Origin of the sequence: Bacteroides hominis (assembly GCF_033042785.2) — a bacterium.
Lineage (GTDB): Bacteria > Bacteroidota > Bacteroidia > Bacteroidales > Bacteroidaceae > Bacteroides > Bacteroides hominis.
This window is the reverse complement of sequence record NZ_CP178829.1, coordinates 3207249-3234075: the sequence shown is the minus strand read 5'-3', so window position 1 is coordinate 3234075 and position 26827 is coordinate 3207249. Positions and strand designations below refer to the sequence as shown.

Below are 26827 nucleotides of genomic sequence, written 5' to 3'. Positions count from 1 at the left end.
TGTCCGGTACTAATCCATATCCTTGATACAACGCACATGTACTCCATAACGTGTAGAATGTGTAGTACGAACACGTATACCAGAATTGTCAGCCTTTAGTTCTAACAAGTAAGGGTTAGTTTCTCCTTCATCTTTTTTTATCGTACTCCAATATGTTGTGTAAGATTCTACTTGAGCAAGACTTGTTGAGTTCAGATTTCTATATCCACCTTTAGATGGCATAAATAAGTAATCATCTTGTTTTTCTGTAGCAGGCAATGTTGCTGTTCCAAACCAATAGCCTGCTACACCATTCTTTAATCCATATACATATCCAGCACTAACCAAATTATCAAAATCCGCTTTTGACGGTGTTTTCCAACCTACCGGACATGGATCATTCAAAGGATTCCATCCGGTATAAATCTCGTCCGTATTAATATCCAAAGGATCCTTACAATTCCAATTATAATAGTCTCCTCCATTCCAAACTTTACTTATGTACTCCTGCGCAGTAGCAAATTTACCAGAACGTAAATTTCCAGGAGCCCAGATTGAATTACCGACCCAATACCCCTTTACCCAAACAGCTTTAGCCACCAAATCTGAAGTTATGTTACTAACCAATCCTCCTAAGGCATACTCTTTACCATTAATGCTCCAGCCGACATGAACCCGTCCAGAAGCTTCCAATCTGATACCAGAAAGTTGGATAGAACCATTCTGCTCCACATGCTGCCTTAGTAATTTAGCTCCTTCCGGAATGACAATATCCTCTCCTTCTTGCTTATTCACATCATACGAAAGCGTATATATCGGAGTTACAGGTTCAGGCGAATCATCGACAACACACCGCACTGTCCTAAACCAATATCTCCCCGAATTACCGAAGACAAGAAAATCTCCTTGTCCCCCTACTATAGCAACACAGGCATTAGTTGACGTTGCAGAAGAAGAACTATAATGTGCATTAGAAGATAAATAGGTTAATCTACCATTACTATTATCTCTCAAACCGGATACAGGAAAATAAATATTTAATAAAGTCGTACCTGCTGATACTTCGTATTGTCCCCATTGATGGGACTTGGAATTATCCTCACCATAGGGACCTATCGTTGTAAGTAAATCGTCATTGTTCTCTAAAGTTTTCAATTCATATCCCGATGGAGTCTTCCATTTCTTTCCAGGAGGTGCCCATCCTCTTGCGGTCATATATCTACAAATATCTCCAATTCCTTTCGAATAGTCATCAATATTCAATCCGAATAAATTATCCTCTCTATTGCTTTGATCCAATGGCGGGACTATTTCATTAATAGCATAAGGGATATTTCTAATATCATATATTTCACCAGTCGGATTAAAAATAACCTCCGGAGTGGAGGCACCTCCTCCTAACGCAAATAAAGATCCATATCTAAAATAAAGCCCCTGATAACGTTCATGAGGTGCTCTCTGCCCCTCACCCGGGGTATCATCAAAAGTTAGTTTTGTTCCGTCCCAATAAATATTCGACCCGGCAAATTGAGGCAATGATGTTTTTAATTCGATCAAGCGGGTATTCCCCATACTATTATACGCACAAATTTTTAGGTCCTGATTTCCAATGCGTCTTCGATAAAACAAATATAAATCAGTACCTCCTTCTAAAGATGTCTCTATCTCAGTCCGTCTATCCAAAGAATTGATCATAGTGGCTAAGCCTACGTTTCCATTGCCGGATTGGGTATCAGATTGAATATATGCACTAACAATATGTTCTCCAATTAGTACTCCATTATTACCGGATTCATAGTTGGAAAGAAAAACATTCTGTTTAGTCACAGATATATCTTTCACCAAATTACCAATTGTAACTCTAACAGTTCCTTCAGCCGAAACAGGATTAGTAAAGTTAACCTTAATATCTGTTGAGTTAGAGTTTATTGTTTGTCCAGCTACCAGTTCCATCCCTCTTGCGTTAAGCAATTCGATGGACGACGAAGGTGCCACATTCCCTCTATCATAAGCATTTGTAGTGACTGTAGTTACTATAATATCATTTTGTTCTCCGTCCGCATAAAAACAAAACTCTGAATTCGACAGGCCTAAATAATATTGTCCGTTAGCCACTAATTCATGAAAATCATCCAGCAAAGTAACCCGGCATACAACCCCTGTACCCGGTTGATAATTCACTAAAGCCTCCTCAATAGTAGCATATCCCCTATTCTCCACTGACTCTACATTGATTTTATAGCTGACATTGGGCTTATTTAATTGTGCACTACTTTTAGGACCACCAAGCTTCACGTAAAAATATCTATCAACATTACTACCAAAATGTCCTGACAAAATGATCCCATACTCTCCACCTCTATTATCTCCGGTCAAGAATGGATATACATAAACCGGACGGTCAGAAACATCCGACTTAGTAGTATTTCCCACAATATCACTAATTATCAGTCCTGAAAGACGAGTAGCAGTATCATCTTTCGTTCCATAATCAACAACCTCCTGAGGCGTCACCCTATCAATTGGAAGCATATTATCAAAATATCCCACTGACGGGACATCGACAACTGTGAATCCTGTCAATATAAAACTATTTTTCTGATTCGCTTTTGTCGCATCAATGTATAGTTTAGAAACTATTCTGCTCAAATTCACCACTTGTCCCAATGACATATTTTTCTCTATTTTATCGACCCGAATCATTGAAGTCATTGGAATCTTCTCATTAACAAAAGGAATTCTTCCCTGCGGATTGGAAAGTGGAGTCAATCCTGCACCTCCCGATGAAACCGGATCACCAAATGTCAGCAGACCGGATATCTCATCATATGTTTTCCCACTGAAAGACTCCTTTTTACTCATAATCATTGCATCCGCATTCGCAACAAAATACAACACATGCGGTTCATTACTTACTGATAGCTGCACAATCATCTGACCGGCTATTTGTTTAGTCGGTACAGCCTCCACAAAAACAGCATCCGAAGTTGTTGCTCCTCCGGCCGGCAGTTTAAATGATAATACCCATGGATTATCAAAATCACCATCATTGTGAATTGTTGCTTTGGTAACCGGTTTATTGAAAGAACCCGATTGAAACTTTACAACAATATTAGCTTTCCCTTCAGGTGCTTCAGGTATACATCCTGAAGCATCATTAATAATATTTTCGTCCGTACATGCATATAAAAACATAAACAGAACGAACAGTATACCTATATATTTCATAGATTTCTTTTTATACATAAAACAAGGACGTAATTCAATTTATACTACGGGGGCCCCATTTGGGTCTGACAACCAGATCTTTATTCACATTAGAAATAACAGCCCCTAACGTATACTCTTTTCCATCCACAACCCAACCGGTATGGAGTCTACCGTCTGAAGAAGTTAAAACCTGATCAGAAAGTGTTATGCTACTGCCAGCATCAGCATATTGTTTTTTGATAAATATATTTCCCGAACTCACAGTTGTACTGGCATGTGCTTCATCTATATCATAAGTCAACATATATAAAGGCTTGATCGATTCGGGACTGTCATCTACCACACAACGAACAGGTATCAAATTCGCATTTCTAAATACTCCATCATGAATGAATGGGCTACCATCCTGATCTTGCTGGAACGTATACATCCGTTCTCCACTTTTAGGGGAACTACACATATATCGGATATAACAACCTTTCTGAAAATATCCACCGCTCACACTTGCAGAGCCACTGGCGGGAAAAAAATATCGATCGTCAATTCTGACACCTTGTTCCAAGGAAGTATTTCCACTCCAATCTGAGTTTTCACCGATATCAGTCCAAATTCCTTCTGTTTTCTTAACTTTGGCAGAGATAACAGCTCGCCAATCGTCCCTGGTAGGCGTTTTCCATTTCATTCCTTTCTCTGATCCGGGTGCAATACCCCTTCTTGATAAAAATACACAGATATCCCCTATATCATTATTCGGAGAGAAAGGCATATTTGACATAGACTCCGGATAATCCGTATCAGTAAGATACGGAATATCACTGCTTGCCGTATATATGGAACCTGAAGCGTTCCATATAATCTCTGATGATTGGTTATTACTTCCTCCCGAACGGGCAACCATTCCACCATACTTGAAATATACACCTTGATAATGTTCATGAGGTGCTTTTTTCCCTTTCTGAGGTACATTATCAAATGTCAATTGCTGTTTTAATTCATCCCAATAAACATTGGAACCTGCTATTCCAAGCCCATTCACTATAATCGTTCTGCGAAGTCCGGCTGCATAAATCAGCAAAGTATCCGAAGTCACAGCTGCTGTCTTACGTTTTATTGTCAGAATCCCACTTCCCCTTCCGGTTGTCTTATCATAAGAATATGTCAGTTTTGTCTTACGCATATCAAACTTAGAACTCACATTTACTACTGTACCATCCGATGAATACAAACCATCTGATAAACGAATGTTTTCTTCCGCAATATTTTTTGTCACAAAATGAACATTACTCTCTGTTTCATAAGAATAAGGAACCTCTACCTTGGAAAATTGAATTTCAACGCCGGAAACATCAATGTTGTCAGTAGCATCTCCCCAAGGCAAAGCAACAATATTATCAATCACGACCCCACTCGTCGTGATGGTGCCCATTAATTGATAATATTTATTCCTTTGAGATTGACCGATTGATAATTTATGAGTTTCCGGTACGCCATCACGAAGAAAAGTCACCTTAACATAACAAGGTGTCCCCATCCCCAGTAATTCTCCTATCAGATAATTGGAACGTATGACAGTGTAATTCTCCGTACCATCATCAACAGATGATATCTCTATATCCCTATCTATCATGTGGTCATATCCTAAAAATAGCCCGTCGTAATTTAATGGATATAAATAAGAAAAAGACGGATAAGAATAAAAGGTAGCCGCTCTCAAAAGAATTTTGTTCTTCGCATTACTTCTTCTCAACTTCAATTGAAGTTTGGCAGCAAGACGCTCCAACTCGATATTAATCACATTTTTCCACAATACACCATTATCAAAAGATACAGTTCCATATGAGCTATTATCTTCTCTTGCCTTTACTATTACTCCTTCTCTGATCCAGGCTAATGGTAACCATCTCTCCGATTTCTGGTAAACATCAGGTATTTGAACCCGGTTAACTTCGTCTTTCGTGGAAGCATCATTCAATTGTTGTGTCATCTCTACTGTTTCATTGGCAACAGCATACAAAGTATAATTACCAGGAGCAATGGAAAAAGTAAAATTCTTATCTGCCGGGTTATCAATCATCTGATTTATGACAACCCGACCTAAAGCAGACACTGCGATAAAACGGAATTTAGAAATAGTAACTCCACCCTCTACAAAAGAACGTGTGGAAAGCTCTATTTGAACAGGATTACTATTCTGAATCTGATCCATAAACTCATCTTTATCCGCAATACAACTATATATTAGTTGCAGCAGAAATAATAATGGGAGAATTTTCTTTATAGCTTTTCTCATACTTTTCTTACAAATTATTTTATAATGGTTAGGCCTCTGGGTTGATAGAAATAATCTCCCAACCATTGATCTTCATCGAGACCAAAGTCAACCCGTCAAACTTGAGTTCAATTTCATAATAATCTTCTCTATCAAGATCCATCTGTTGATTATATTTAGGAGATTTCATTATCTCCTCAATAATATTCAACCCTTTGAATTCTGGTATAATATTATTTCCCCGGTTATCCCAAAAATGCAAAGAAACCTGGCGATCCTTCATTAAACGCAATATATTATATACAAATATTTTTCCCTCACTTCTGGTATTAGAAAATAACGGAACATATATTCTTTCCAAAGCATCATTGGGTATGGTATTTCTATAATTATATCTTCCGTTATCCGCTGAGAGAACTGGAGTATACTCCATATGCTCCAAGCCCAATACACGAAGTTCCACACGATTTGTATTCTTTGTAAAATCAATCATGTAATTAAACTCTTTTCCCGACCTCACCTCTACATTTTCTACCATTCCCACAAACAAGTCTTTTAAAGAGTCCGGAAACAAAGTGCCTTGCCTGACAGATACAACTTTCAGCCGAAAATCATTTAAGGATGTTATGAAAGGCTCAAGTCCGGATTTAAAGAACTCTTCAGCCGTACTATCGAATGTTCCGATATGATAATCAGCCAAATCCCCACCGATAGCTACAATATCATATCTGCCATCAGGCAGATTAAGTTTCATAATATTTCCGCCCGAAAGATTATATCCGGAATCAACTTTCATCGTAACAAATTTCTTTTCGGAATCGAAAACATATACTGTTACAACATCCACAGAAGAAGAAAATAAATCTTCGTTGGCAGGATTCAACACATATCTGAACTTCAAGAAAGTTCCCTGTGAACAATCATCGGTATTCTCCGAAATACACCCTGATAATAAAAAGAAAAAGAGAAAACAGATAATCTGAAACTTTATTTTCTTATCTTCCATCGCTACTAATATCTTGATGAATTAATTTTAGAAGAAGGGGCATTTTAAGATACCCCTTCAATTTAGAAATGGTTTATACTTCCGGTTTGATAAACACAAGTTCCCAACCTTTCACTGTAACTGTTACATCAACATTAACTGCATCCGGATCCGGATCAACAGTAACAGGAGGTACAGGAACATCCATAATTTTTTTAATATCAGCTAAATCCAGTTGGTATACTTTTCCATTAGTAAATTCTCCAATGTATGATGAGGAAGTATTATCTTTTAAAGCTACTACGTTCAACCAACCTGTTTTCGAAAGAGCTCCAACTCCATTCATTTTATATTCAACTTCCATAATCACATGAGGATGATATTTAGCAGCCTCTTCTTTAGTTGTCGCAGCGGCAGATAAAGAGGCAATATGGAAATCCTGTGGAAAAAAATTATAGCCATCAGCTTTGCCAGAATCAAACTTAGTAATAGGAGTCCCGATAAATGTATTGTATAAATTTGATTTAGTACCACCAGCAGTATACGCAGTCGTCCAATCAGGAGCCGAAGCTTTGGTTGTTTTTACAACGGCAGCATCTGCTCTTTTCTGTTTTACATTATTCAAATAGATTCCTTTAACCTTAAGTTCTGCCAGATTTGTGAATGAACTTCCTAAATCTCCTTTAACTTCAACACGAGCCATCTCCGGTGCTACTTCTATAGAACAGGTAGAAGTAGACCCCCCAGTAACAATTGCAGCACCTCCAACCACACGTACTGCATCAGATGTCACACCTCCCTGACGAGAATTGACATCATCAGTCTTTGTGGCAGAACCATCAATATTACCCTCTACTTCGATATAAGTAGCTGCACCGGAAATCTCAACCGTTTTACTTCCTGTTCCTGTATCCAATCCTGTAAAATCAGAAACTTGAAGTGTCAAAGTATTGACAACTCCACCATCTTGAGCAGTCTTCGCATACAACTTTACAGTTCCACTCATAGTCACCATATCTCCAGAATTAGCAATATTATCAATTGCCCTGGTATGAGCCATAGCCGGTAAATTAAGTACCACAGAAACCTTCTTAGACATTGAAACGGGAACTATTTCCTCGTTAGAACACGATGTAATCACCAGAGCAGTACATGCTACTGCCAGCATAGAATTCACTTTCATCATAAAAATAAAATTAAAAATTACTATTGTTTATTTAGTTCGTAATACACTTTTATATATCCCGCATAACGGAGTTTAGGAAAAAAGTACTCTTTGATATAGCGATACAGTTTACCGCATTTCAAATCCATCAGTTTACGTTCTCTACCATCTTTTATACTTATATGATCGATGATATCCAACACCTCTCTTTTATAACTTATATCAGACTTCAAAATCATCGTTCTCAATTCACTCCAATTTTCTCCTCCATTATAAAGTTCTAACTGTTCATCTTGGATAGCTGTATTCTCTTTTAAAAAATCACAAAGACTCTGGATACGGTTAGCAGCTAGCTGCTTATTATAATCGTATTTCCCCTCAATAGAAGCAAATCCTCCAATAAGTACTTTTACAACTTTCGAATCATCAGCAGCATTAAGCTTATTAATAATATCTATTATTTTAGCACAAGCCTCTCTGTTATTCATGTAACCGCTATCCACTTTTGCACTGTTCCAAGGGAAATAAATCAAGAGACTATTAGCCACTTCTCCATTAGCAAGTTTTTCCTTATCTCGGATAATATCCGATTTAGAGAAAGGTTGTACAAATTTCTCCTTCTGGGAAATTTCCTGCGCAACTGTCATCGCAGCTCTCTCTGAAATAATATCATTTTCTCTGATATTCTCGGCTATTAAAGGCAAAGTATTATCAACGATATCCAATGCCAGTTCTCCTCTTTTCAAGGCCAATACCTTTCCACAACCACAATCATCTCCACGTAACTCCAGTCTTGCATTTCGCATCCATTCCTGAGCAGGTAAAACGGCTGAATATTGTACTGTTCTTTGTTTTTCCGGGCCATAACCTTTCAATACGAGAAAATATTGTTCTTTTTGCTCTTTCAAAGCTACCTTGCGATACTCTTTCGAAGAAACGTACCTTTGATAAGCTTTGTATTCCATCCGTCCTTTTAAAAGTATTTTGGGTAACTTTGCAACACTATCTTCACCATGCTCATAAGATATAAGTACCGGAGTATATTCAACTGAGTGATTAGTACTTACTTTGACATTTTCAATATCTATTGTCATAGTTAAGCGTACCGAATCACCATCCAATTCCATTTGGCAATCAGGTACAGATATTCGATTGTACTCTGCTTCCATAGCTCCAATATCAAAAGAGCCACATATGATAAGTCCTAAAACAAAATACCTTTTCATATATTTTTCCATATTACACTCTACTTAATTACATAAATCAAAGACAGTCCTACCTTTGTCGGTCCGACAAAATGTTTATTACCTGAATTTATTTTCTTACTACAACGGTGACAAGGATACTTGTCATATTTTGCATAAGCATATCCCAAGCCGACCGTCGCCTCCAGATTCCACCGGTTAGATAAAATCCACTGATATCCATAAGAAACTCCAGTCCCAGCAAGCCATCCCTGATAACGATTATTCTTAATAAAATTTGTTTTTATTCCCCAAGGAAGAGTCCCGCTCAGATTATAAAAAGCATAATGTGTATGTAAACCAATAAAATGTCCTCTATATCTCTGGCAGGTCCAGTATCTGACTTCAGGTTGCACCATCCAGTGCTTTATTTTATGATTATCAGAGAATGTCCACGGATTATAATTCCCGGATAAATCCAAAGTCCATTTGAGACCTAATCCGAATTCCATTCCCAAGTTGACAGTAGAGGTCATGTCATACAATATATTGGTCTTTGCAACGATATTTTGAGCATAAAGAAGGTTACACTTCCCCGGTAGGACACTCATTAAAAAAAGCCATATTATTTTCTTATTCATGATTATCTGAACTAATTTATTCATATATTGTATCTATCTTTTTATTTCTGGAGAACCCGTGACCGATTCACGAATATTTCTGGGAGTATCTCCTACATAACGTTTACAGTAATTACAGAAATTCGCATATGTAGAAAATCCAAATTCATCCAATATCACTTTTATAGGAATATCTTTATCCAATAGTCGCGCTTTTACGTGTTGTGCTTTTTGTTTCATCAACCATTTACTGGGTACTTCCGAAAAACAATTGTAAAAAAGCCGTTGAAAAGTCTTCAATCCATACCCACATTTATCTGCAAGTTCCTGCACGGTTCTGGCTTCCAAATAAACTCCCATAACTTTATCTTTAAAAGTAAGCGAAGCAGCTATCGAATGATAAAAAAAATTCATCTTTTCCTCTTTAGTATAATAAGCCCGAAGAATGAGAAACAACTCCTTTTGTTTCAATTCGTGCATGTGCTGGCAGTTCATACCTGAATCCAAATACTTGACTAATAATTTTAGAAAAGTATCCAATGGAACACGAATATCAAGTGATTTAAACTCATATTTAAAATCAGTGACAAACGCTCCTAATTGTGACAAAGAAAGTTTATCACACAACTGAACGGGTATTCCATAAGAAAGAATAATTAAGTCTGCACTTTCTTTGGCGAAAATTCTGAAATCAGCAGATCTTGGCAAATAAATCATCTCTCCTTTACCAATCTCGTAACCGACGCATTCATTAAAGTCAACTATTAAAGTACCTTCCAACAGAAAAAAAAAATAGTTATTTTTTGCAGAAAGTTCGCACCAAGTTTTTCCCTTTTGCAATGTTAAGTGTCTGAAACCGATCTCCGGATTTCCATTATAAAAAAGACAATTCAAATGTTCATCTAAATAATTAACCCTTTTTGCTTGCCTCATTTGTTGTTTCATTATATATATCTTCATAAAACTGTCTTTAGGGGGTGACGACGCACATATGTCGAATGATTAATAAAATTCTACTCTATCCACAAAACACACTTTAACACCTCATCACAGACTCCCAAACAACAGAATACATCAGTAATCCAATATATCCTGCAAAAAATATTTTTTGCAAAGAAACGCAATGACAAGCCATTACCTGTTACCCGAACAAGACCTTTTGTTCACTCCATAAGACACCCTGAAAATACAATATATAACTTACTATAAGACAGCAACTAACAAAAGGAAAAAGAAAGAAGAAAAAATAGAAATCGCATTTTAAATAATGATTGAAAAGAAAGTAAATGAAGATTATATCGACATTAGTAAAAAAAGACATTTGTCAGAAAATAAAAAGACAGAGAAAAATGACACTACTTCTCTTTTCAAAAACATCTTTTCAGATTAGCTAACATAATAACACAAAAAAGGTACTGAGGTATATTGGTCATAAGGTTATCATATCATCTGAATTCAGAAAAGCCTTGTTCCACAATGACTCGTGCACAAACCGAACTGGACTGATAACCAGCAAAGATACCAACACCTCCTGTGACATTTGAATATAATTTATTAAGTATACCATAATTATATAATTGTAAAGTATACATATATATCCAATAATCTTGTGAACAATGATTCAATACGACTTCAACAGGAAGTCCAAGTTTGAATATATCAGGTTCCAGATACAGACGAATAAAATACTTTCCGCTACCAATGGTATGTTTTTCCAAAAACAAGTAATGATGATATTTAATCGAAGTATTGGCATTAAACTCAAAAGCAGGATCCTCAGTCATTATTTTCAGATTCAGAACCTTATTTTGGGAACGTTGCCGGGCATAAAATATAAAAAATCCTCGCAAAGCATTATCTATTTCAACGTCAATCCATACTCTCCCTGATTTTTCCCGACCTATTCTCATATCGTTCAGCACTACCCGAGACGGACATATATCATCGGCTTTTAACTGTTCAAAACCCGCACAATTCACTTCAACCCGATATAAACTTCCCGCTCTAGGCTTATTCTTTATCGACATAAAGTAATTGCCCGGGGTCCAAACCAGTTGTTCTTTATAAACACCATCCTCTATCAAAATCACCTGAGCGGATTCCAATGAAACCGAATTGCTTAAAATATCACCATTCAGCGGATATGTCTTTCCTATATGTATTTTCCACAGCCTATCCGGAGAAAAGGTACAATTCATCACTAATTTTGGGGATGAATCCATAAAAGGGAATTCTCGCTCATAAACACAACCATTAAACAACAATATCAGTATTCCTGTTATAATCCACCTCTCATTCATATATCTATATCTTCAGTATTTAACAATAAAAGCTATATAAGGTAACACCGGTGAGATCGAAACCTCACGATATTCTATTTTTCTTTGTTCAAGGTTCTTCAATCGCATTACAAAATACGGGTTGTGATTAAAATAAAGATTATATACTCCGGCACTCAATGTTCCTTTATATTTCCGCCCGAGACTGAAATTCCAGTTTAAATTCATATTTAAATAATGAGTCGAGTACATTTTCGCATTATTTCTTTGTAAATTACCAGGAATCCAATCATTAATTCCTCCATCTGGTTGTAACGGTTGATAAATATCTGTAATCTGTGTATATGGAAAACCGGTTCTGTATCCCCACATTAAAGCCACATCAAACTTTTCATTAAAAAAACGTTTATAAGCAGAAAGATTAATGTTGTGCCTGGAATCATTAGAAGCTGCATGCCATTTATTATTATAAAGTTTGGATCTATCATTACTCCAACTTAAAGTGTAATTCATTGATAATTTATATCCATTAAGATTCCCACCGACCATTAATTCAAGCCCTCGGCTCCTCCCTTCAGCAAACCAAAGAGCATTATTCCACCTTTGACTGACAATCGCACTTTTTGATAGATCGTCCCAAATTATCCTGTTATATATAGTACGGTAAAATGCTGATAACGAAAAGTAATAACATTGGGAATTGTAGGCATAAGTCATATCTAAAAATTGTCCTCGTTTGGGAAGTATATTTTTATCCATAACCAACCAAGAGTTAGCTGAAAATGAAAACAAAACATCAAGACTGGGCATTAAATTCAGATATTGTACAGTAGATGAGTACCCCCAATAGAACTCTCCTTTCTCAAATATTTTTAGCCGCAACTGAACATAGGGATTAAACCTTTGGTTCAACATTGTTCCAATCCGGTAAAGTGTGTATCGCCCTCCAAATTGTAACATAAACCAATCATTGTATCTAAACTCATCTTCTATATAAAAATTTGCTTCATCAGGTTTATAAGCATATCTTACATTAATATGCGAAATCTCATTATCAGGTTGCTTTTCTTTAAATAATATATCACCCCACTCCCTCGAGTATAAATTAAAGTTAACCGGTTTACTCAGATACCTGAACATATCCATTCCCAATTTCACATAGTGTCCCTTAGCAAGCTGCCAATCAAAAACTGACTTCAAACCTATATTATCAATCCGAGAGGTGAAAAAAACTTCACCTGCCCAATACCACATACGCTTCTCTTTCTGTACATCTGAATTACAGACATATTCATGCGATCTATATTTATAACTAGACAAATAAGTCGTCATATTCATGAATAGTCGTTCATTGAAAATACAGTTCCAGCGTATTACACCCAACAAATTCATCCATGATAATTTCACCTTTGTATTTGGTGCAAAATCTGTCACTTTTCTTGTACTATAATCATCTACTTCTGCTAATTAAATTTGCCATATAGATCCGTAAATATAAAGTCAGCATCATTGGCTCCACGAAAGATTTTGTGATAAATTAATGGATATCCTAAACGCCCTGACAGAATAAAAGAGGATTTCTCCTTTAACACAGGTCCTTGCAATAAAATATCTGACATATAATTCCCAACGGACACCTCTGTCGAGAATTTATACATATTACCATTTTTTATATGAAAGTTTGAGACAGAACCAACATAATTACCATATCGAACAGGAATATTTCCTCGATACATTTCAATATGATTAATAGCATTTATATTAAATATGGAGTTAATACCATACAGATGGTTTATGCTATACAAGGGTACTCCATCTACTAAAAAACCATTATCATCCATTTGAGCTCCTCTGACAAATACATCACCACGCCCAATATTTCCCATATTGACTCCGGGCATTGCTCCCAATGCATGAAGAGCATCTTTTTTTCCTAACCGCGAAGCAACATTTCTATCATTTGGAAAATACAAATCCAAGGTTCCACCGTTAATTATCGGCTGAAAGGGATTGGTTGCCTCAAGAGTAATTGTTACCTCACCAAGATGCATGGGCAGGGGTTCCATACGTATATTAAAAAATACACTTTTAAATATACGTAGATTATAAATACTCTTTTTATATCCCAGATAAGAAACAGACATACTATATTCTCCTTCCAAAGCAATCATTGTATAATACCCCCACTCATTCGAAACGGTCCCCTGATTAAAAGAAAGACGAACTAAAGCACCGGCTAAAGGCTCACCGGTTTCTGCATCCACAATTAACCCAGACACGACATATTTTCGTTTCACTATCTCATGGACATAAAAAAAGTTAGGTCGTACTACCTTTAATTGCATAGATGTATCATATACGACAGACTGAAGCAGTTTATCTACACTTGATGCTGCATAAGATTTTGAAAGACGAATCGAACTACATTTTTTAGAGTCAAACGAAATTATGATGCTATATTTATCCATGCACTCTTTAAACACAACATCTAATGTCTTATTTTTGCAATCTATACAAAATGACTTTTCCTGGGTATTCATGGCGTTCAAGCATAATAAAAAAATATAATTGAAAAATAATTTCTCATTTCCTTATTCTACTCTATATAATCTCCATTCCCCACCTACATTTTTACATTCCAAATTAAAAGGTCCAAATACCAACTGCATTGCCAAATCTAAATCATCGGCCGGAAATATACCGGTAAAACGCAAACTGTCACAATATCCATTACATAACACAGTTATTCCATATACTTCTTGGAGTTTCTTGATCACATCATTTAATGGAATATTTTCATATACACATTGTTTTTTGATCCATACTGGTTCTAATTCTTTCTGGATATTCAAAGATACTTTTCCGAGAACAACAGAAATGTTCTGATTAGCTGTTAAAACCTGTCCACAGCTTAGTTTACCGTTTTCCACTTTAATCTTTCCTTGAAAACAATATGCTTTAAATTGACCGTTCTTTTGACTGACACTGAAACGTGTACCAAGGACGAAAACCTTATATGGATCCGCATTCACAACAAAACGGCTTCCCTTACGCACATCAAAATATGCCTCTCCCTTTAACTTTACTTCTCTGAAAAAACGGAACCCCCAACGATTATAGCGAAGTGAGGTATTCCTATTGAGCCATGCGACAGACTGATCTGGAAGTTCAACCAATACCCCTTCTTTTTCCGCAGAGAAAACAGTCAATTGACCCGTAGAATACCACCCCAGGACAGCCGATACTACACATGCACATATAGCCACTGCAGACCAAATTCTTATCTTTTGAGTTTTTCTTTTTTTCTTCCTGACAAATCGCAAAAAGGTAGAAGTCATTTCCTGACGTTCCTCATTACTCAGATGTATCTCGTTGAGTGTAACATCTTCCAACAATTCTTTTAAATCTGAATTTTGCATTCTGGTTACTTGCTCTTTTTCCATCATAGCCTGTCAATTATAAATAATACAAACAGAGAAACGGCTTCTTCTATTTTATGTTTTCTCATTATTTTCAATGCTGATGAAAGAAGATTATAAATAGATTGTTTATTGATTCCAATGGTAGTTACAATTTCTTCTATATCCATATCACGAAAATAGCGCAAATAAATAATTTCTCTTTGTCTTGGACTAAGTTTATCTAACATTTTCTGAACAAAACTACTTTTTTTCGCAATTTCAATATTATCTGAACTCTGAACCTGCTTGACTGCCAATAAAAACTCTTCTTCGCTAATTTCCTCTATAGACAGATGAGGGGCTTTTTTCAGTTGATCCAAAAGTTTGTAACGTACTGCCCGACATAAATATGCCCGTACGTTCATCAAATCATCCAAAGAGTTCCGCTTTTCATATAGAGATATAAAAACCTCTTGTATCACATCCTTTACAACACAGCTATCCCGATTAATTTTCATTCCATAAGAATACAGAAAATCTACGTGTTCAGAAAACAATAAACTCCATTCTTGTTCATCTCCACTTTTTACTTTTCTCCAGTCTATATTTTTTTTCATAAACAAAACGTATTAGAATATTATATTCCAATTATTTTCAAAATAATATATTGTTATAGAAACAACATATTACATACAGAAGTAACAGGTTAGCACATCACAATATCAAAATTCTGGTTTTAAACAAAAGCAGGCAAAGAAAGTTCTGAAAGGCGAGACGTTATTTATCCCGTATCCAATAAATCAATCTGTTCTCATTATATCCTTGATCAATATGAAAAATGGGAAATATGATTTTCATATACCATATCTCCCACTCCATATCTAATAATTATTACCTCGCCTATTCAACAATAACAGCCCGATTCAATTTAGGTTCCCCAAAACGATTATTCGTATCACCCTCAGCTTTTTTAATAAGACGATTAGCGGATATACCATATTTATTAATCAGCAAATTATACACATAATCTATTCTCTTTTCACTTAATCGCTGGTTTAGTTCCTTACTACCGGTATCTTTATCTGCTGAACCAATTAAAATAAATGTTTTGTTCGGGTCTGTCTTCATTGCATTTTTCACGTAGAATTCCAAATTTACTAATTCTTTTGAGTCCAAAACCGTTTTACCTATTTCGAAGAATAAAGCTACCGGTGAAGCAACGGGCTTTAATTCTACAACCACTTCCAGATCAGCTTTTCTGGCATTTTCTAATTCTGTAATCAGATGTTGTACCTTTGAATCCAACTCTTCATTCTGAATACGAAGTTCATTTATATAATTGTTGTAACGGCTATAGTCCGCAGTTGCAACTTTACTCACAGGAGTAAAAGTTGTTTTACCCAGTTTAAAGTTTAATCCTAATGTAACAGAACTCATACCTTCTCCCTTACATCCACCGACAACTCCATCAAAACTCTGATTAACAAACATTTGTCTCGTTTCCAGTGTTAAATCAATTCTTTTATTTAGACGGAAAGTATTTAATATACCCAATGTAGCAGCAATTTCATCATTATGCTGATTACTACCATAGGAACGTGCCCATCCAAATCCCACAAAAGGAATAAAATTCCATATGCGTTCATCCTTGTATCCGGCAAAAGCATTCGACCAGTTCCACATAAGGTCTGTATGTATATTTAAAATTCCGAATTTTTCCTTATAGTAATTCCGGTATTGCTTTTTAGCATACCCACTTTGAGTAGCTGTCAGACCTTTAGCCTGAAGTCCAGAATATTGTAAACGCACTCCATAAGCAGGAGTTATCCATTTACCTACCGATATGTCTAATGCGGGAGACAAACGATTTCCCAAAGTTGCCTTATGGTCAGACTCTCCTTCATAAACATTAATACCCCCGGCTATATTTACAAACCAATTATCAAAAAAACGATTAGTTTCGTAAGTCTTATGACGCAAAATACCAGATTCTTGGTTATCCGTTTTCTGTTGAGCCATACCACATACAGACAACAGACTTAAAGCTATTGAAATAATTTCTCTTTTCATTTATTATCCATATTAATTAAAAACATATAAAACTGCCATTCATTACTCTTTATCAGTTAGCTTCATCTTGTATCCCGGAGTAAATTTCACCACTTTTCTAGCAGGAATCACCATATTCTCCCCGGTAGATGGATTCAACACATTTCGTGCTTTACGCATTTTTATAGCAAATGTACCAAATCCAACTAAAGTCACACTCTCTCCACGAAGTATAGCCTCAATCATAGCATTCATAACAACCTCTACAATAGCAGAAGCTTCTTTTGCATTCAGGTTACCCCCCAATGCCACTTTTTTAATCAAATCATGCTTATTCATTTTAAATTAATTAAATATTGATCATAACAATAAACGATATTATAATTTGGCTGCAAATTAAAGGATATAAACAATATCCGCTATTACTTAATCACCCCAATCAATTCACTCTATGCGACACAATATGATAACAAGAAATTTTAATACAGTTTTATCAATGATTAAAGTAATAGGACAACTAAAAAAACTATCTTTGCTTTCATTCAATAACCGGATATAAAATACAAAACACCTTATTACTATGATTGTACAAAATTTAAATTTTGATAAAACGGTTGCATTGGCAAAAGCCAAAGCTGAAAAAATGATAGAAAACGGACTTTATTCACGTTTCAGGTTATCCGATAAAGAGAGATTGGATAAAGCTCTGTTAGGCTGCATCGGAGAGTTAGCATTCCAACAACATTTAAGTAATCTGGGAATTCCATTCGAATTGGATCATACAGACTTCCAATCCCATCATACCGATGAATTTGACGTAAAAGTAAACGGTGCCAAAATAGATATCAAAGTGGCAAAGAAAACAACCGCCAATCCTCCATCCGACAACTGGACCTATGGTTATCCACAGGAACAGCACCCCGAAACAAAAGATTACGTCGTTGTAGGGTGGGTAGACTTCAACAGAAAAGAAGTTGGCTTTTATGGTTGGATCAGAGGAGAGCAAATAGTAAGATTTAAAGTTGTCACCCGCAATTCTTATGCCAAGTACCCTTATCTGACACCTAACCATGAATTCAAATGGGGATGTCTCACTAAAGATTTGAACGAGATTTTGAAGTAAAACGATTAGATTATCCCTGAAAAACACTCTTCATTGAAGTTTTTTTCATTTTTCTCCAGAAACTCGTAGGGTATTCTCTGTTTGAACGATCTTATGTATAAGAAGCAAACTATTATTCACCCTTTAAACTCTGAAAAAGATGAAAACGCAATGGATAAAATCAATCGGATGTGTACTGGCAGTTTTGATTCTGTCGGGTGTTATTCCACTGGCAGCACAGGACAATGTGGAAAAATATACGATAGTCAGTGGCGTAATCAAGGATAAATCGAATAAAAAGAAGCTGGAGCATGTCAATGTCTCGATACCGGAAAGTAATATCGGTACCATCACCAATACTGACGGAGAATTCTCTTTAAAAATTCCCGAATCGATTCAAGCTAAAGACATAGAAGTTTCGCATATCGGTTATCTCAATGCCCGAATCCCCCTGAAAGGAGAAAGCCTCACGGAACAGACCATTTGGCTCTCTCCTTATGCCAACTTACTCAGCGAGATTCTGGTACGGGCCAGAGATCCACGAAGCATTGTGGAAGAAGCACTTCGCAAGATTCCAGCCAACTACAGTCCGAAAAGCAATATGCTCAAGGGATTCTACAGGGAAATTGCCCAAAAAGGACGACGGTATATCAATATATCGGAAGCCGTAATAGACATTTATAAAACACCCTACAATGAAACAGCCGAACGAGACCGGGTTCAGATTTCCAAAGGGCGCAGACTGCTAAGCCAAAAGCAAAGCGATACACTGGCTGTAAAATTACTTGGAGGTCCCAATATGGCCATTTATATTGATGTAGTAAAGAACCCTGATTGCCTGTTGGCTAAAGAAGATTTATTGTTCTACGAATTTCGTATGGAAGACCCGACCAGCATCGGTGACCGGTCACAGTATGTCATCAGTTTCCGCCCTAAAGTAAAGTTGTCTTATCCTCTGTGCTATGGTACACTCTATATTGACAAGGAACGCCTTTCGTTCACGCGGGCAGAGTTCAATCTCAGTATGGATGACAAAAACAAGGCGACTCAAGCTATTCTGAGGAAAAAACCTTTCGGACTGCATTTCAAGCCGGTAGAAGTATCCTACCTGGTATCGTACAAGAATCAGGGAGACGTTACTTATCTGAGTTATATCCGGAACAACATTCGTTTCAAATGTGACTGGAAACGCAAACTCTTTTCTACCAATTACACGATCTTATCGGAAATGGTAGTGACAGACAGGGAAGAAAACAACATAACAGCCATTCCCTATAAAGTCGCTTTCAAACAAAACCATGTATTTTCCGACAAAGTGGATAACTTTACCAATGACAACTTCTGGGGAACTTATAACATCATAGAACCCACCGAATCATTGGAACATGCGGTAAACAAACTGAAAAAGCAACAGAAACAGTAACCACTTTTTTAGTATCTTTGACGAATTCTAACTCCCAATACCCCCGATATGCTGAACGACGTATTCGTACTCACTCAAATAAAAGAAGGAAATATAAAGGCGTTTGAAACATTATTCCGCCAATATTATACTCCGCTTTGCCTGTACGCCGCCAGCATAACGGGAGAAACAGACGTAGCAGAAGAAATTGTTGAAGAATTGTTCTATGTACTCTGGAAAGACCGTGAAAAACTTGAAATCTTTCATTCTATCAAGAGTTATCTCTATCGGTCTGTACGCAACCGTTCCATCCAGTACTGCGAACACCAAGACGTCAGAAAACGCTATCAGGATGCGGTTCTATCTATTCCGGAAAATGTGGCTTCAGCCGATCCACAGGAACAGATTGAATACAAAGAACTGCAACAGCTGATAGACAAAACCCTTAAAAAATTACCGGAGCGCCGTTTCCAGATCTTTCGTCTGCACCATACAGAAGGAAAGAAGTACTCTGAGATAGCTTCCCTCCTCTCACTATCGGTGAAGACTGTGGAGAAAGAAATGACCCGGGCACTCCAAACATTACGAAAAGAAATTGAGAACTATATTCAGACATCATGAATCGAATAGAAAAAAACAAGATCAAAACAGACCGGGCGTGGAACAAGTTATATAATCGCCTGGAGACAGATGGGCTGCTACCTGCCGAGGGGCACAGCTCCGCCATACGTCCGGTTGTATGGATCAGCACAATATCGATTGCAGCAATCATATTCCTATGTATCTATCTGCCCATAACATTACGAACCGACAGCCAACCATCTACCGGTGAGTTACTGGTCAAGGCCAATAAAGAAGAGAACATACTGGTCACCACTCTTGAAGATGGTTCTGTAGTCTATCTTTCCGGACAAACCTCATTGCAATATCCTAAACACTTTTCTGAAAAAAGAAGAGAGGTAAGCCTAAAAGGGAATGCCCTTTTTGATGTAGCGGGCAATCGTGCACGTCCTTTCTTCATTGAAACCGGAAAAGTACAGATTGAGGTGATAGGTACAGCCTTCCATGTAAAAAACAGTGGTAATTCTCCATTTGAGTTATCCGTCCAGCGAGGCGAAGTAAAAGTCACTCAAAAACAGAACGGACAAGAAATACACGTCAAAGCAGGAGAAACTGCCACTTTATTACAGAATAAATGGCACCTGACTGCAACCAAAGATTCCAAACAGTTTGCCCGTTATATGCAAAAGATGTGCTTTAAAGACGAACGGCTGGACAATATCCTGCATGCCATTAATCTACGCCAGTCAGAGATCCATTTAGAGAGTTCCCCGGAATTGGACGAACATTTGCTGACAGTTTCTTTTTCGGATGACTCCCCTGAAAAAATGGCCGAATTAATTAGCATGGCACTGAACCTGAAGTGTACACGTAAGCATAATGTAATCACTCTTACTAAGTAGCTCCGGAACTTAAAGAAGAAAAAGAAATGAAAACTTTGAAAAGTCTCTCCCTGCAATATTTATTCACTTGTCTGCTATTGTTTATGGCAGTTCGGGTGAAAGCAGACGGCTCCGGTATCTTCGACCGCATCATCCGGCTTCCAAGAACTGAAGCAACAGTCTATCAATCTTTGGCCAAAATAACAGAAGAGACAGGATATCTGTTTATCTATGACAGCAAACTGATTGACAATGAGCGTAAGATAAAATTAAAAGGCGGAAAACGAACCGTACGTCAGGCCATTTATGACATCATCGGCAGCGACAGTCTTCAACTCCGCTCTGTGGATAAGCACATTGTTATCAACCAACCGGAAACCATAGCAACAACTGAACGGGAAGCAAGCTCGCACAAAGACAGCACATTCTTTTTCACCCTTGAGGGAATATTAATAGACCAACTTTCCAGAGAACCGATTCCCTATGCTACCGTAAGTGTGCAGGGAACCTCTATCGGCAGCGTTAGCAATCAAAATGGAAGTTTCAGACTTAATCTGCCCGACTCTCTCCAAAACAGGCGGATTCACTTTTCACATCTGGGCTATGTGCCACAAACGACGGACGCTTCCCTCCTTGCCGGACGAAGCGGTACTTTTGCATTAGAACCCAAAGTAATTCCTTTGCAGGAGGTTATTGTACGTATTGTCAACCCGGTACGCCTGTTGAGAGAAATGCTCAATTTGCGAAAAAAGAATTACTCACAAAATCCTGTCTACCTGACTTCTTTTTACAGAGAAGGAATCGAACAAAAGAATCGGTTTGTCAGTCTGACAGAAGGAATCTTCAAGATATACAAAGCTCCTTCGGACGATCCGGAGAAGGCTGATCAGGTGAAGTTACTGAAAATGCGACGCATCACCAACCAAGCCGTAAAAGACACTTTAATTGCTAAAATGAAATCGGGTATCCACGCCTGTATCGAATTGGATCTAATCAAGAGTCTGCCCAATTTCCTACTTCCGGACTCCAAAGAGTGTGTATACGTTTATACTTCCAGCGATCTTGCCGTAATCGATAACCGGCTTGCCAACGTGATCTACTTCAAACAACATCCGGGCATCAAGACCCCATACTATTGTGGAGAACTCTATATCGATACTGAAGATGGTGCCTTGCTACGCGCACGATTCGAATTGATTCCCCGGTATATACACAAAGCCGCCAACATGCTGGTAGAAAAAAGAAGCCGCAATATCCGGATCATTCCACAAAAGGTAGTCTATACGGTATCTTATAAGCCCTGGAATCAAACGTATTACATCCACCATGTCCGTGGAGACTTACACTTCAAGATAAAACAAAGGAACAAATGGCTCAGCAATACAAACCTGCATACTTGGTTTGAAATGGTCACTTGTAAGATAGAAACGGGCAATGTCAGCCGTTTCGCTTACAGTGACCGACTGGCTACACATACCATTTTTGCAGAAACTCCATTTGTATACGACAAAGATTTTTGGGAGGATTTCAATATAATTCCTCCCGAAAAAAAGTTAAGTGAAGCCATCGAGAAAATTTCTTCAAAAATAGAAGAGACCGAAAACTGAAGACCATACAGATCTACTTTTTCTTGCCTACTCCTCGTTCGGCAATATAGACTCCACTCAAAATCAATGCCGATCCCAATAGAGCAACTATCGTGATTGTCTCGTCAATCACGATAGCAGAAGTCAGTAAGGTAATAAGCGGAACAACGTAAATATAACTGGTAGTGCAAACCACTCCCAATTGTTTCACTGCCGTATTCCACATAATGTAGCACAGCATCGAAGCAATCACTCCCAGAAAAAGCAGGTTTAAAACAACGACCGGTTGGAAAAGAATATGTGTATCCATCTGCAAAGGAGAGACAAAAAAGAGAGGTAAAAGGGTCAGCAGACCATAAAAGAAAACCTTCCGTGTTATGAACAACGTTGGATAATGAGTATTCATCCGCCTGAGAAGTAAACAATAGAAAGCCCACATCAATGCTGCCGCCAGAGTCAGAATATCGCCAACCGGACTAAGCTGCAGAATGAAACTGCCATTGAACACAACCAGTCCCACTCCAATGAGTGCTATCAAAGAGCCACCTACCAAACGGGCCTTCAATTTGTCACCTTTATAAAAGAAAGGAGCCAGCAGCGCTGTTAAGACAGGAGTTGTACAGATAATGAGTGATACATTTGAAGCAAGCGTCATCCCCAACGCAGTGTTTTCGGCAACAAAATAGAGTGAGCCTCCACACAATCCAAGCCCCACAAACCGCAGTTCGTCCTGCCAACTTTTGGCCCGTAACACACGGGGAGAGAAAAACCAGATACAGATATATGCCAATAAAAAACGGTAGAACAGAATATCGACAGGCGACAGACCATATTTTATCAGGACCTTGGTAGAAACAAACGTAGTTCCCCATATCATTACCGTCACCGCCGCCATCACGTGATACCATCCGGCCGTTTTTAAAGTTGTTTTCATATTTGCCCGATTTGCTATAAAATTTTCTCCGCAAAGATAAGGATTGCAGACGGAAGAAAATCGTATCTTTGCCATTCATTTTCCACAAAAATACCATTATGCAAGGAATCAAGAATCTGACTCAAGGTCCTATCAACAGACAACTGTTCAACCTGGCCATGCCCATTATGGCAACCTCCTTTATCCAGATGGCATATAGCCTGACAGATATGGCCTGGGTAGGACGCCTCGGAAGTGAAGCCGTCGCTGCCGTAGGCTCAGTAGGCATTCTTACATGGATGTCCGGTTCCATTTCTCTATTGAATAAAGTAGGTTCTGAGGTTAGTGTCGGACAATCCATAGGTGCACAAAATTACGAAGATGCCCGTTGTTTTGCTTCGCACAACATTACCATTGCACTTGTTATTTCACTCTGCTGGGGCGGACTGCTCTTTCTATTCGCCCGTCCCATCATCGGCATTTACGAGCTGGAAGCACACATCACCGAAAATGCAATTGCTTATCTGCGCATCATTTCTACCGGACTGCCTTTCATATTTCTTTCGGCGGCCTTCACCGGTATTTATAATGCGGCTGGAAGAAGCAAAATCCCATTCTATATCAGTGGCACCGGATTATTACTTAATATTATCCTCGACCCACTTTTCATTTTCGGTTTCGGATTGGGTACCAACGGAGCGGCCTATGCTACCTGGATTTCACAGGCAGCAGTATTCGGCATTTTCATCTACCAATTACGTTGCAGAGATGCTTTGTTGGAACGGTTCCCGTTTTTCACGCGGCTAAAAAAGAAATACACCCATCGCATCCTGAAACTGGGGCTACCGGTAGCTACTCTCAATACTCTGTTTGCTTTCGTCAACATGTTCCTTTGCCGTACTGCATCCGAACAAGGAGGGCACATCGGACTGATGACTTTTACGACCGGAGGACAAATAGAAGCCATTACCTGGAATACATCGCAGGGATTCTCCACAGCCCTGAGTGCTTTTATCGCCCAAAATTATGCAGCCGGACGAACGGACCGCGTAATAAAGTCATGGCATACGACTTTGTTGATGACTTCGGTTTTCGGTACCCTTTGTACCTTACTATTCGTCTTTTTCGGGAACGAAGTATTTGCACTTTTTGTCCCCGAGCAGGCTGCCTATGAGGCCGGTGGTATTTTTCTCCGTATCGATGGCTATTCACAGCTCTTCATGATGCTTGAAATCACGACACAAGGAGTATTCTATGGCATCGGACGAACAATTCCGCCTGCCATCATCAGTATTACATGTAACTATATGCGTATTCCACTCGCTATTCTGTTTGTCCGTATGGGCATGGGTGTAGAAGGCATTTGGTGGGCCGTGTGCGTCACTACAGTTGCTAAAGGACTGATATTGGCAGGGTGGTTTGCTCTGATTAAACGAAAAGTACTGTCACGCCCCGTAGTCTGAAAAGAAATTGTTCAACTCAGGCAACAAAAGTATATACCTTCTTGTTTTTTTTACAAGGCAAATGACAGGCTAACCAAATAATCTGTATATTTGCCATGTTTTTATAAAATGGAGGTATCCATTTAATTATTAACTATATAAAAAGAGCTTAATTATGAAGAAGATTAAATTTATGGCTTTGTTTCTGAGCATGGCCCTCGTTTTCGGAAGTTGTGGAAGCATGAACAATACAGCTAAAGGCGGTGTCATCGGAGGTGGTTCGGGAGCTGCTTTGGGAGCTATCATCGGTGGTATTGCCGGTAAAGGAAAAGGTGCAGCCATAGGTGCGGCAGTAGGTACTGCCGTAGGTGCCGGAGCAGGTGTGTTGATTGGTCGTAAAATGGACAAAAAAGCTGCCGAAGCTGCAAAAATTAAAGATGCGCAAGTGGAACAGGTTACTGATAACAACGGACTGGCTGCTGTAAAAGTAACTTTCCCGTCAGGAATACTTTTTGCATTCAATTCTTCCGCACTGAGCGCAGCATCCAAACAATCTTTAGCTGAATTTGCCAATATTCTGAAAGAAGATCCAACAGTCGACGTAGCCATTATCGGTCATACAGACAAAGTAGGTACTTATGAAGCGAATCAAAAAGTATCTTCCAACCGTGCATATGCAGTAGAAAATTACCTTCAGTCTTGTGGTGTTAAACCTTATCAATTCAAAAAGGTAGAAGGTGTAGGCTATTCGCAGTACAACGAAGCTGAAACACCTGAACAAAACCGTCGTGTAGAAATATTCATGTACGCCAGTGAGCAAATGATTAAAAACGCTGAGGCTGGTAAATAATAATTTCATAACGCACCCATAGGTGTTTTATGCCATGTGCCAATATACTGATTAATCCTGAATGATGGAGGATATATAAAATCGGTACATTGGCACATTCGTATACCGAACCAACAATATCACACACAATGAAACTCCGGAAACCCTTTCGCATTCTGCGTAACCTGATCCTCTTCTTTTTTATCTCCTCGATCGGCGCAGTCATTTTCTATCGATTCGTACCGGTATATGTCACTCCGTTAATGATTATCCGTTCTGTTCAGCAACTCACTTCCGGAGAAAAAGTGATATGCAAACATACATGGGTACCATTTAATAAAATCTCTCCCAGCCTGCCAATGGCTGTGATTGCTTCCGAAGACAATCGCTTCGCTTCACACAACGGATTCGATATGATAGAAATCAAGAAAGCGATGAAAGAAAACGAAACCCGGAAAAAGAAACGGGGCGCCAGTACCATCAGCCAGCAAACTGCAAAAAACGTTTTTCTTTGGCCTCAATCTTCATGGATAAGAAAAGGATTCGAAGTATATTTTACGTTCCTGATCGAAAGATGCTGGTCGAAAGAACGGATTATGGAAGTCTACCTAAACTCCATCGAAATGGGTAAAGGCATTTATGGCGCACAGGCAACAGCTAAATATAAGTTCAAAACTACAGCAGCCAAACTCACCAGGGGACAATGTGCCCTAATTGCAGCTACTTTACCCAACCCAATACGATTTGATTCGGCACGCCCTTCACCTTATATCAAACGACGTCAGGGGCAAATTCTGCGTCTGATGAATCTGGTTCCGAAATTCCCTTCTGCCGATAAGAAAAAAGAGCAAGGAAAAGATACGAAAAGCCCTCAAAATAAGAAAAAGAAAAAATAACAACTTTAAAATTAAAAGACGATTAATTTGATCACAGAAACATTGTTCAATAATAGCTCAAAAGTCTCAGATCA

General features: G+C 38.1%; 23 protein-coding genes. 8 read left to right on the top strand and 15 right to left on the bottom strand.

Translation table 11 applies throughout. The features are described from left to right. Positions 1 to 9: 9 nt before the first annotated feature. From R3O62_RS13505 to R3O62_RS13440, 14 genes are all read right to left on the bottom strand, one after another. The gene (locus R3O62_RS13505) at positions 10 to 3207 is read right to left on the bottom strand and encodes an FISUMP domain-containing protein (protein WP_193684117.1); all 3198 of its coding nucleotides are present in this window, start codon (positions 3205 to 3207) and stop codon (positions 10 to 12) included. A 34-nt stretch (positions 3208 to 3241) separates the two neighbouring features. Beyond that, positions 3242 to 5479, bottom strand: coding sequence for a hypothetical protein (locus tag R3O62_RS13500; RefSeq protein ID WP_269109674.1), 2238 nt, complete (start codon positions 5477 to 5479; stop codon positions 3242 to 3244). A 28-nt stretch (positions 5480 to 5507) separates the two neighbouring features. After that, on the bottom strand, positions 5508 to 6464 hold the full coding sequence (locus R3O62_RS13495; RefSeq protein WP_193684115.1) for a FimB/Mfa2 family fimbrial subunit: 957 nt from the start codon (positions 6462 to 6464) through the stop codon (positions 5508 to 5510). Positions 6465 to 6537: 73 nt separating this feature from the next. Then, complete coding sequence (locus R3O62_RS13490) at positions 6538 to 7629, bottom strand: hypothetical protein (protein WP_250711503.1); 1092 nt, start codon at positions 7627 to 7629, stop codon at positions 6538 to 6540. Between the two features lie 20 nt (positions 7630 to 7649). Further along, positions 7650 to 8846 (bottom strand): DUF3868 domain-containing protein, encoded by a 1197-nt coding sequence (locus R3O62_RS13485; protein WP_193684114.1) that lies wholly within the window; start codon positions 8844 to 8846, stop codon positions 7650 to 7652. Between the two features lie 8 nt (positions 8847 to 8854). Beyond that, positions 8855 to 9433 carry a DUF3575 domain-containing protein gene (locus R3O62_RS13480; protein WP_269109835.1) on the bottom strand — a complete coding sequence of 193 codons (579 nt, stop codon included), beginning with the start codon at positions 9431 to 9433 and terminating at the stop codon, positions 8855 to 8857. Positions 9434 to 9466: 33 nt separating this feature from the next. Then, a complete protein-coding gene (locus tag R3O62_RS13475) occupies positions 9467 to 10357 on the bottom strand; it encodes an AraC family transcriptional regulator (protein WP_250703853.1) in 891 nt (296 codons plus the stop codon). Positions 10358 to 10857: 500 nt separating this feature from the next. Further along, entirely contained in the window at positions 10858 to 11712 is an 855-nt protein-coding gene (locus R3O62_RS13470; protein ID WP_269095150.1) for a DUF4249 family protein, read from the bottom strand. A 12-nt stretch (positions 11713 to 11724) separates the two neighbouring features. Next, on the bottom strand, positions 11725 to 13029 hold the full coding sequence (locus R3O62_RS13465) for a hypothetical protein (RefSeq protein WP_269095148.1): 1305 nt from the start codon (positions 13027 to 13029) through the stop codon (positions 11725 to 11727). A 125-nt stretch (positions 13030 to 13154) separates the two neighbouring features. Next, positions 13155 to 14231, bottom strand: a complete 1077-nt coding sequence (locus R3O62_RS13460) for a carboxypeptidase-like regulatory domain-containing protein (protein WP_269109673.1) — start codon at positions 14229 to 14231, stop codon at positions 13155 to 13157. A gap of 51 nt (positions 14232 to 14282) precedes the next feature. Further along, a complete protein-coding gene (locus R3O62_RS13455; protein WP_250703855.1) occupies positions 14283 to 15137 on the bottom strand; it encodes a FecR family protein in 855 nt (284 codons plus the stop codon). Then, positions 15134 to 15709: an RNA polymerase sigma factor gene (locus tag R3O62_RS13450; RefSeq protein ID WP_193684109.1), complete on the bottom strand. Its 576-nt coding sequence runs from the start codon at positions 15707 to 15709 to the stop codon at positions 15134 to 15136. Before R3O62_RS13450 ends, R3O62_RS13455 begins: the two co-directional genes overlap by 4 nt. 283 nt (positions 15710 to 15992) lie before the next feature. Then, positions 15993 to 17162 carry an OmpA family protein gene (locus R3O62_RS13445; protein WP_193684108.1) on the bottom strand — a complete coding sequence of 390 codons (1170 nt, stop codon included), beginning with the start codon at positions 17160 to 17162 and terminating at the stop codon, positions 15993 to 15995. Between the two features lie 42 nt (positions 17163 to 17204). Further along, positions 17205 to 17480, bottom strand: a complete 276-nt coding sequence (locus R3O62_RS13440; RefSeq protein ID WP_193684107.1) for an HU family DNA-binding protein — start codon at positions 17478 to 17480, stop codon at positions 17205 to 17207. A 241-nt stretch (positions 17481 to 17721) separates the two neighbouring features. Between R3O62_RS13440 and R3O62_RS13435 the strand changes: the two genes are divergently transcribed. From R3O62_RS13435 to R3O62_RS13415, 5 genes are all read left to right on the top strand, one after another. Further along, positions 17722 to 18264: a hypothetical protein gene (locus R3O62_RS13435; protein ID WP_101603057.1), complete on the top strand. Its 543-nt coding sequence runs from the start codon at positions 17722 to 17724 to the stop codon at positions 18262 to 18264. Positions 18265 to 18403: 139 nt separating this feature from the next. Beyond that, positions 18404 to 19666, top strand: coding sequence for a carboxypeptidase-like regulatory domain-containing protein (locus tag R3O62_RS13430; protein WP_032530249.1), 1263 nt, complete (start codon positions 18404 to 18406; stop codon positions 19664 to 19666). 48 nt (positions 19667 to 19714) lie between these two features. Further along, positions 19715 to 20266 carry an RNA polymerase sigma-70 factor gene (locus tag R3O62_RS13425; RefSeq protein ID WP_005808756.1) on the top strand — a complete coding sequence of 184 codons (552 nt, stop codon included), beginning with the start codon at positions 19715 to 19717 and terminating at the stop codon, positions 20264 to 20266. After that, positions 20263 to 21108 carry a FecR family protein gene (locus R3O62_RS13420; RefSeq protein WP_022012207.1) on the top strand — a complete coding sequence of 282 codons (846 nt, stop codon included), beginning with the start codon at positions 20263 to 20265 and terminating at the stop codon, positions 21106 to 21108. Before R3O62_RS13425 ends, R3O62_RS13420 begins: the two co-directional genes overlap by 4 nt. A 26-nt stretch (positions 21109 to 21134) precedes the next feature. Further along, positions 21135 to 22694, top strand: a complete 1560-nt coding sequence (locus R3O62_RS13415; RefSeq protein WP_269109672.1) for a carboxypeptidase-like regulatory domain-containing protein — start codon at positions 21135 to 21137, stop codon at positions 22692 to 22694. Positions 22695 to 22707: 13 nt separating this feature from the next. Here R3O62_RS13415 and R3O62_RS13410 read toward each other — a convergent pair whose 3' ends face one another. Beyond that, on the bottom strand, positions 22708 to 23607 hold the full coding sequence (locus R3O62_RS13410) for a DMT family transporter (protein ID WP_005776710.1): 900 nt from the start codon (positions 23605 to 23607) through the stop codon (positions 22708 to 22710). Between the two features lie 98 nt (positions 23608 to 23705). On the opposite strand from R3O62_RS13410, the gene R3O62_RS13405 reads away from it, so the two are divergent. From R3O62_RS13405 to mtgA, 3 genes are all read left to right on the top strand, one after another. Then, the gene (locus R3O62_RS13405) at positions 23706 to 25049 is read left to right on the top strand and encodes an MATE family efflux transporter (protein WP_005776709.1); all 1344 of its coding nucleotides are present in this window, start codon (positions 23706 to 23708) and stop codon (positions 25047 to 25049) included. A 154-nt stretch (positions 25050 to 25203) separates the two neighbouring features. After that, positions 25204 to 25878 (top strand): OmpA family protein, encoded by a 675-nt coding sequence (locus tag R3O62_RS13400; protein WP_005776708.1) that lies wholly within the window; start codon positions 25204 to 25206, stop codon positions 25876 to 25878. A gap of 128 nt (positions 25879 to 26006) precedes the next feature. Further along, positions 26007 to 26753: a monofunctional biosynthetic peptidoglycan transglycosylase gene (gene mtgA, locus R3O62_RS13395; RefSeq protein WP_005776707.1), complete on the top strand. Its 747-nt coding sequence runs from the start codon at positions 26007 to 26009 to the stop codon at positions 26751 to 26753. Positions 26754 to 26827 lie beyond the last annotated feature (74 nt).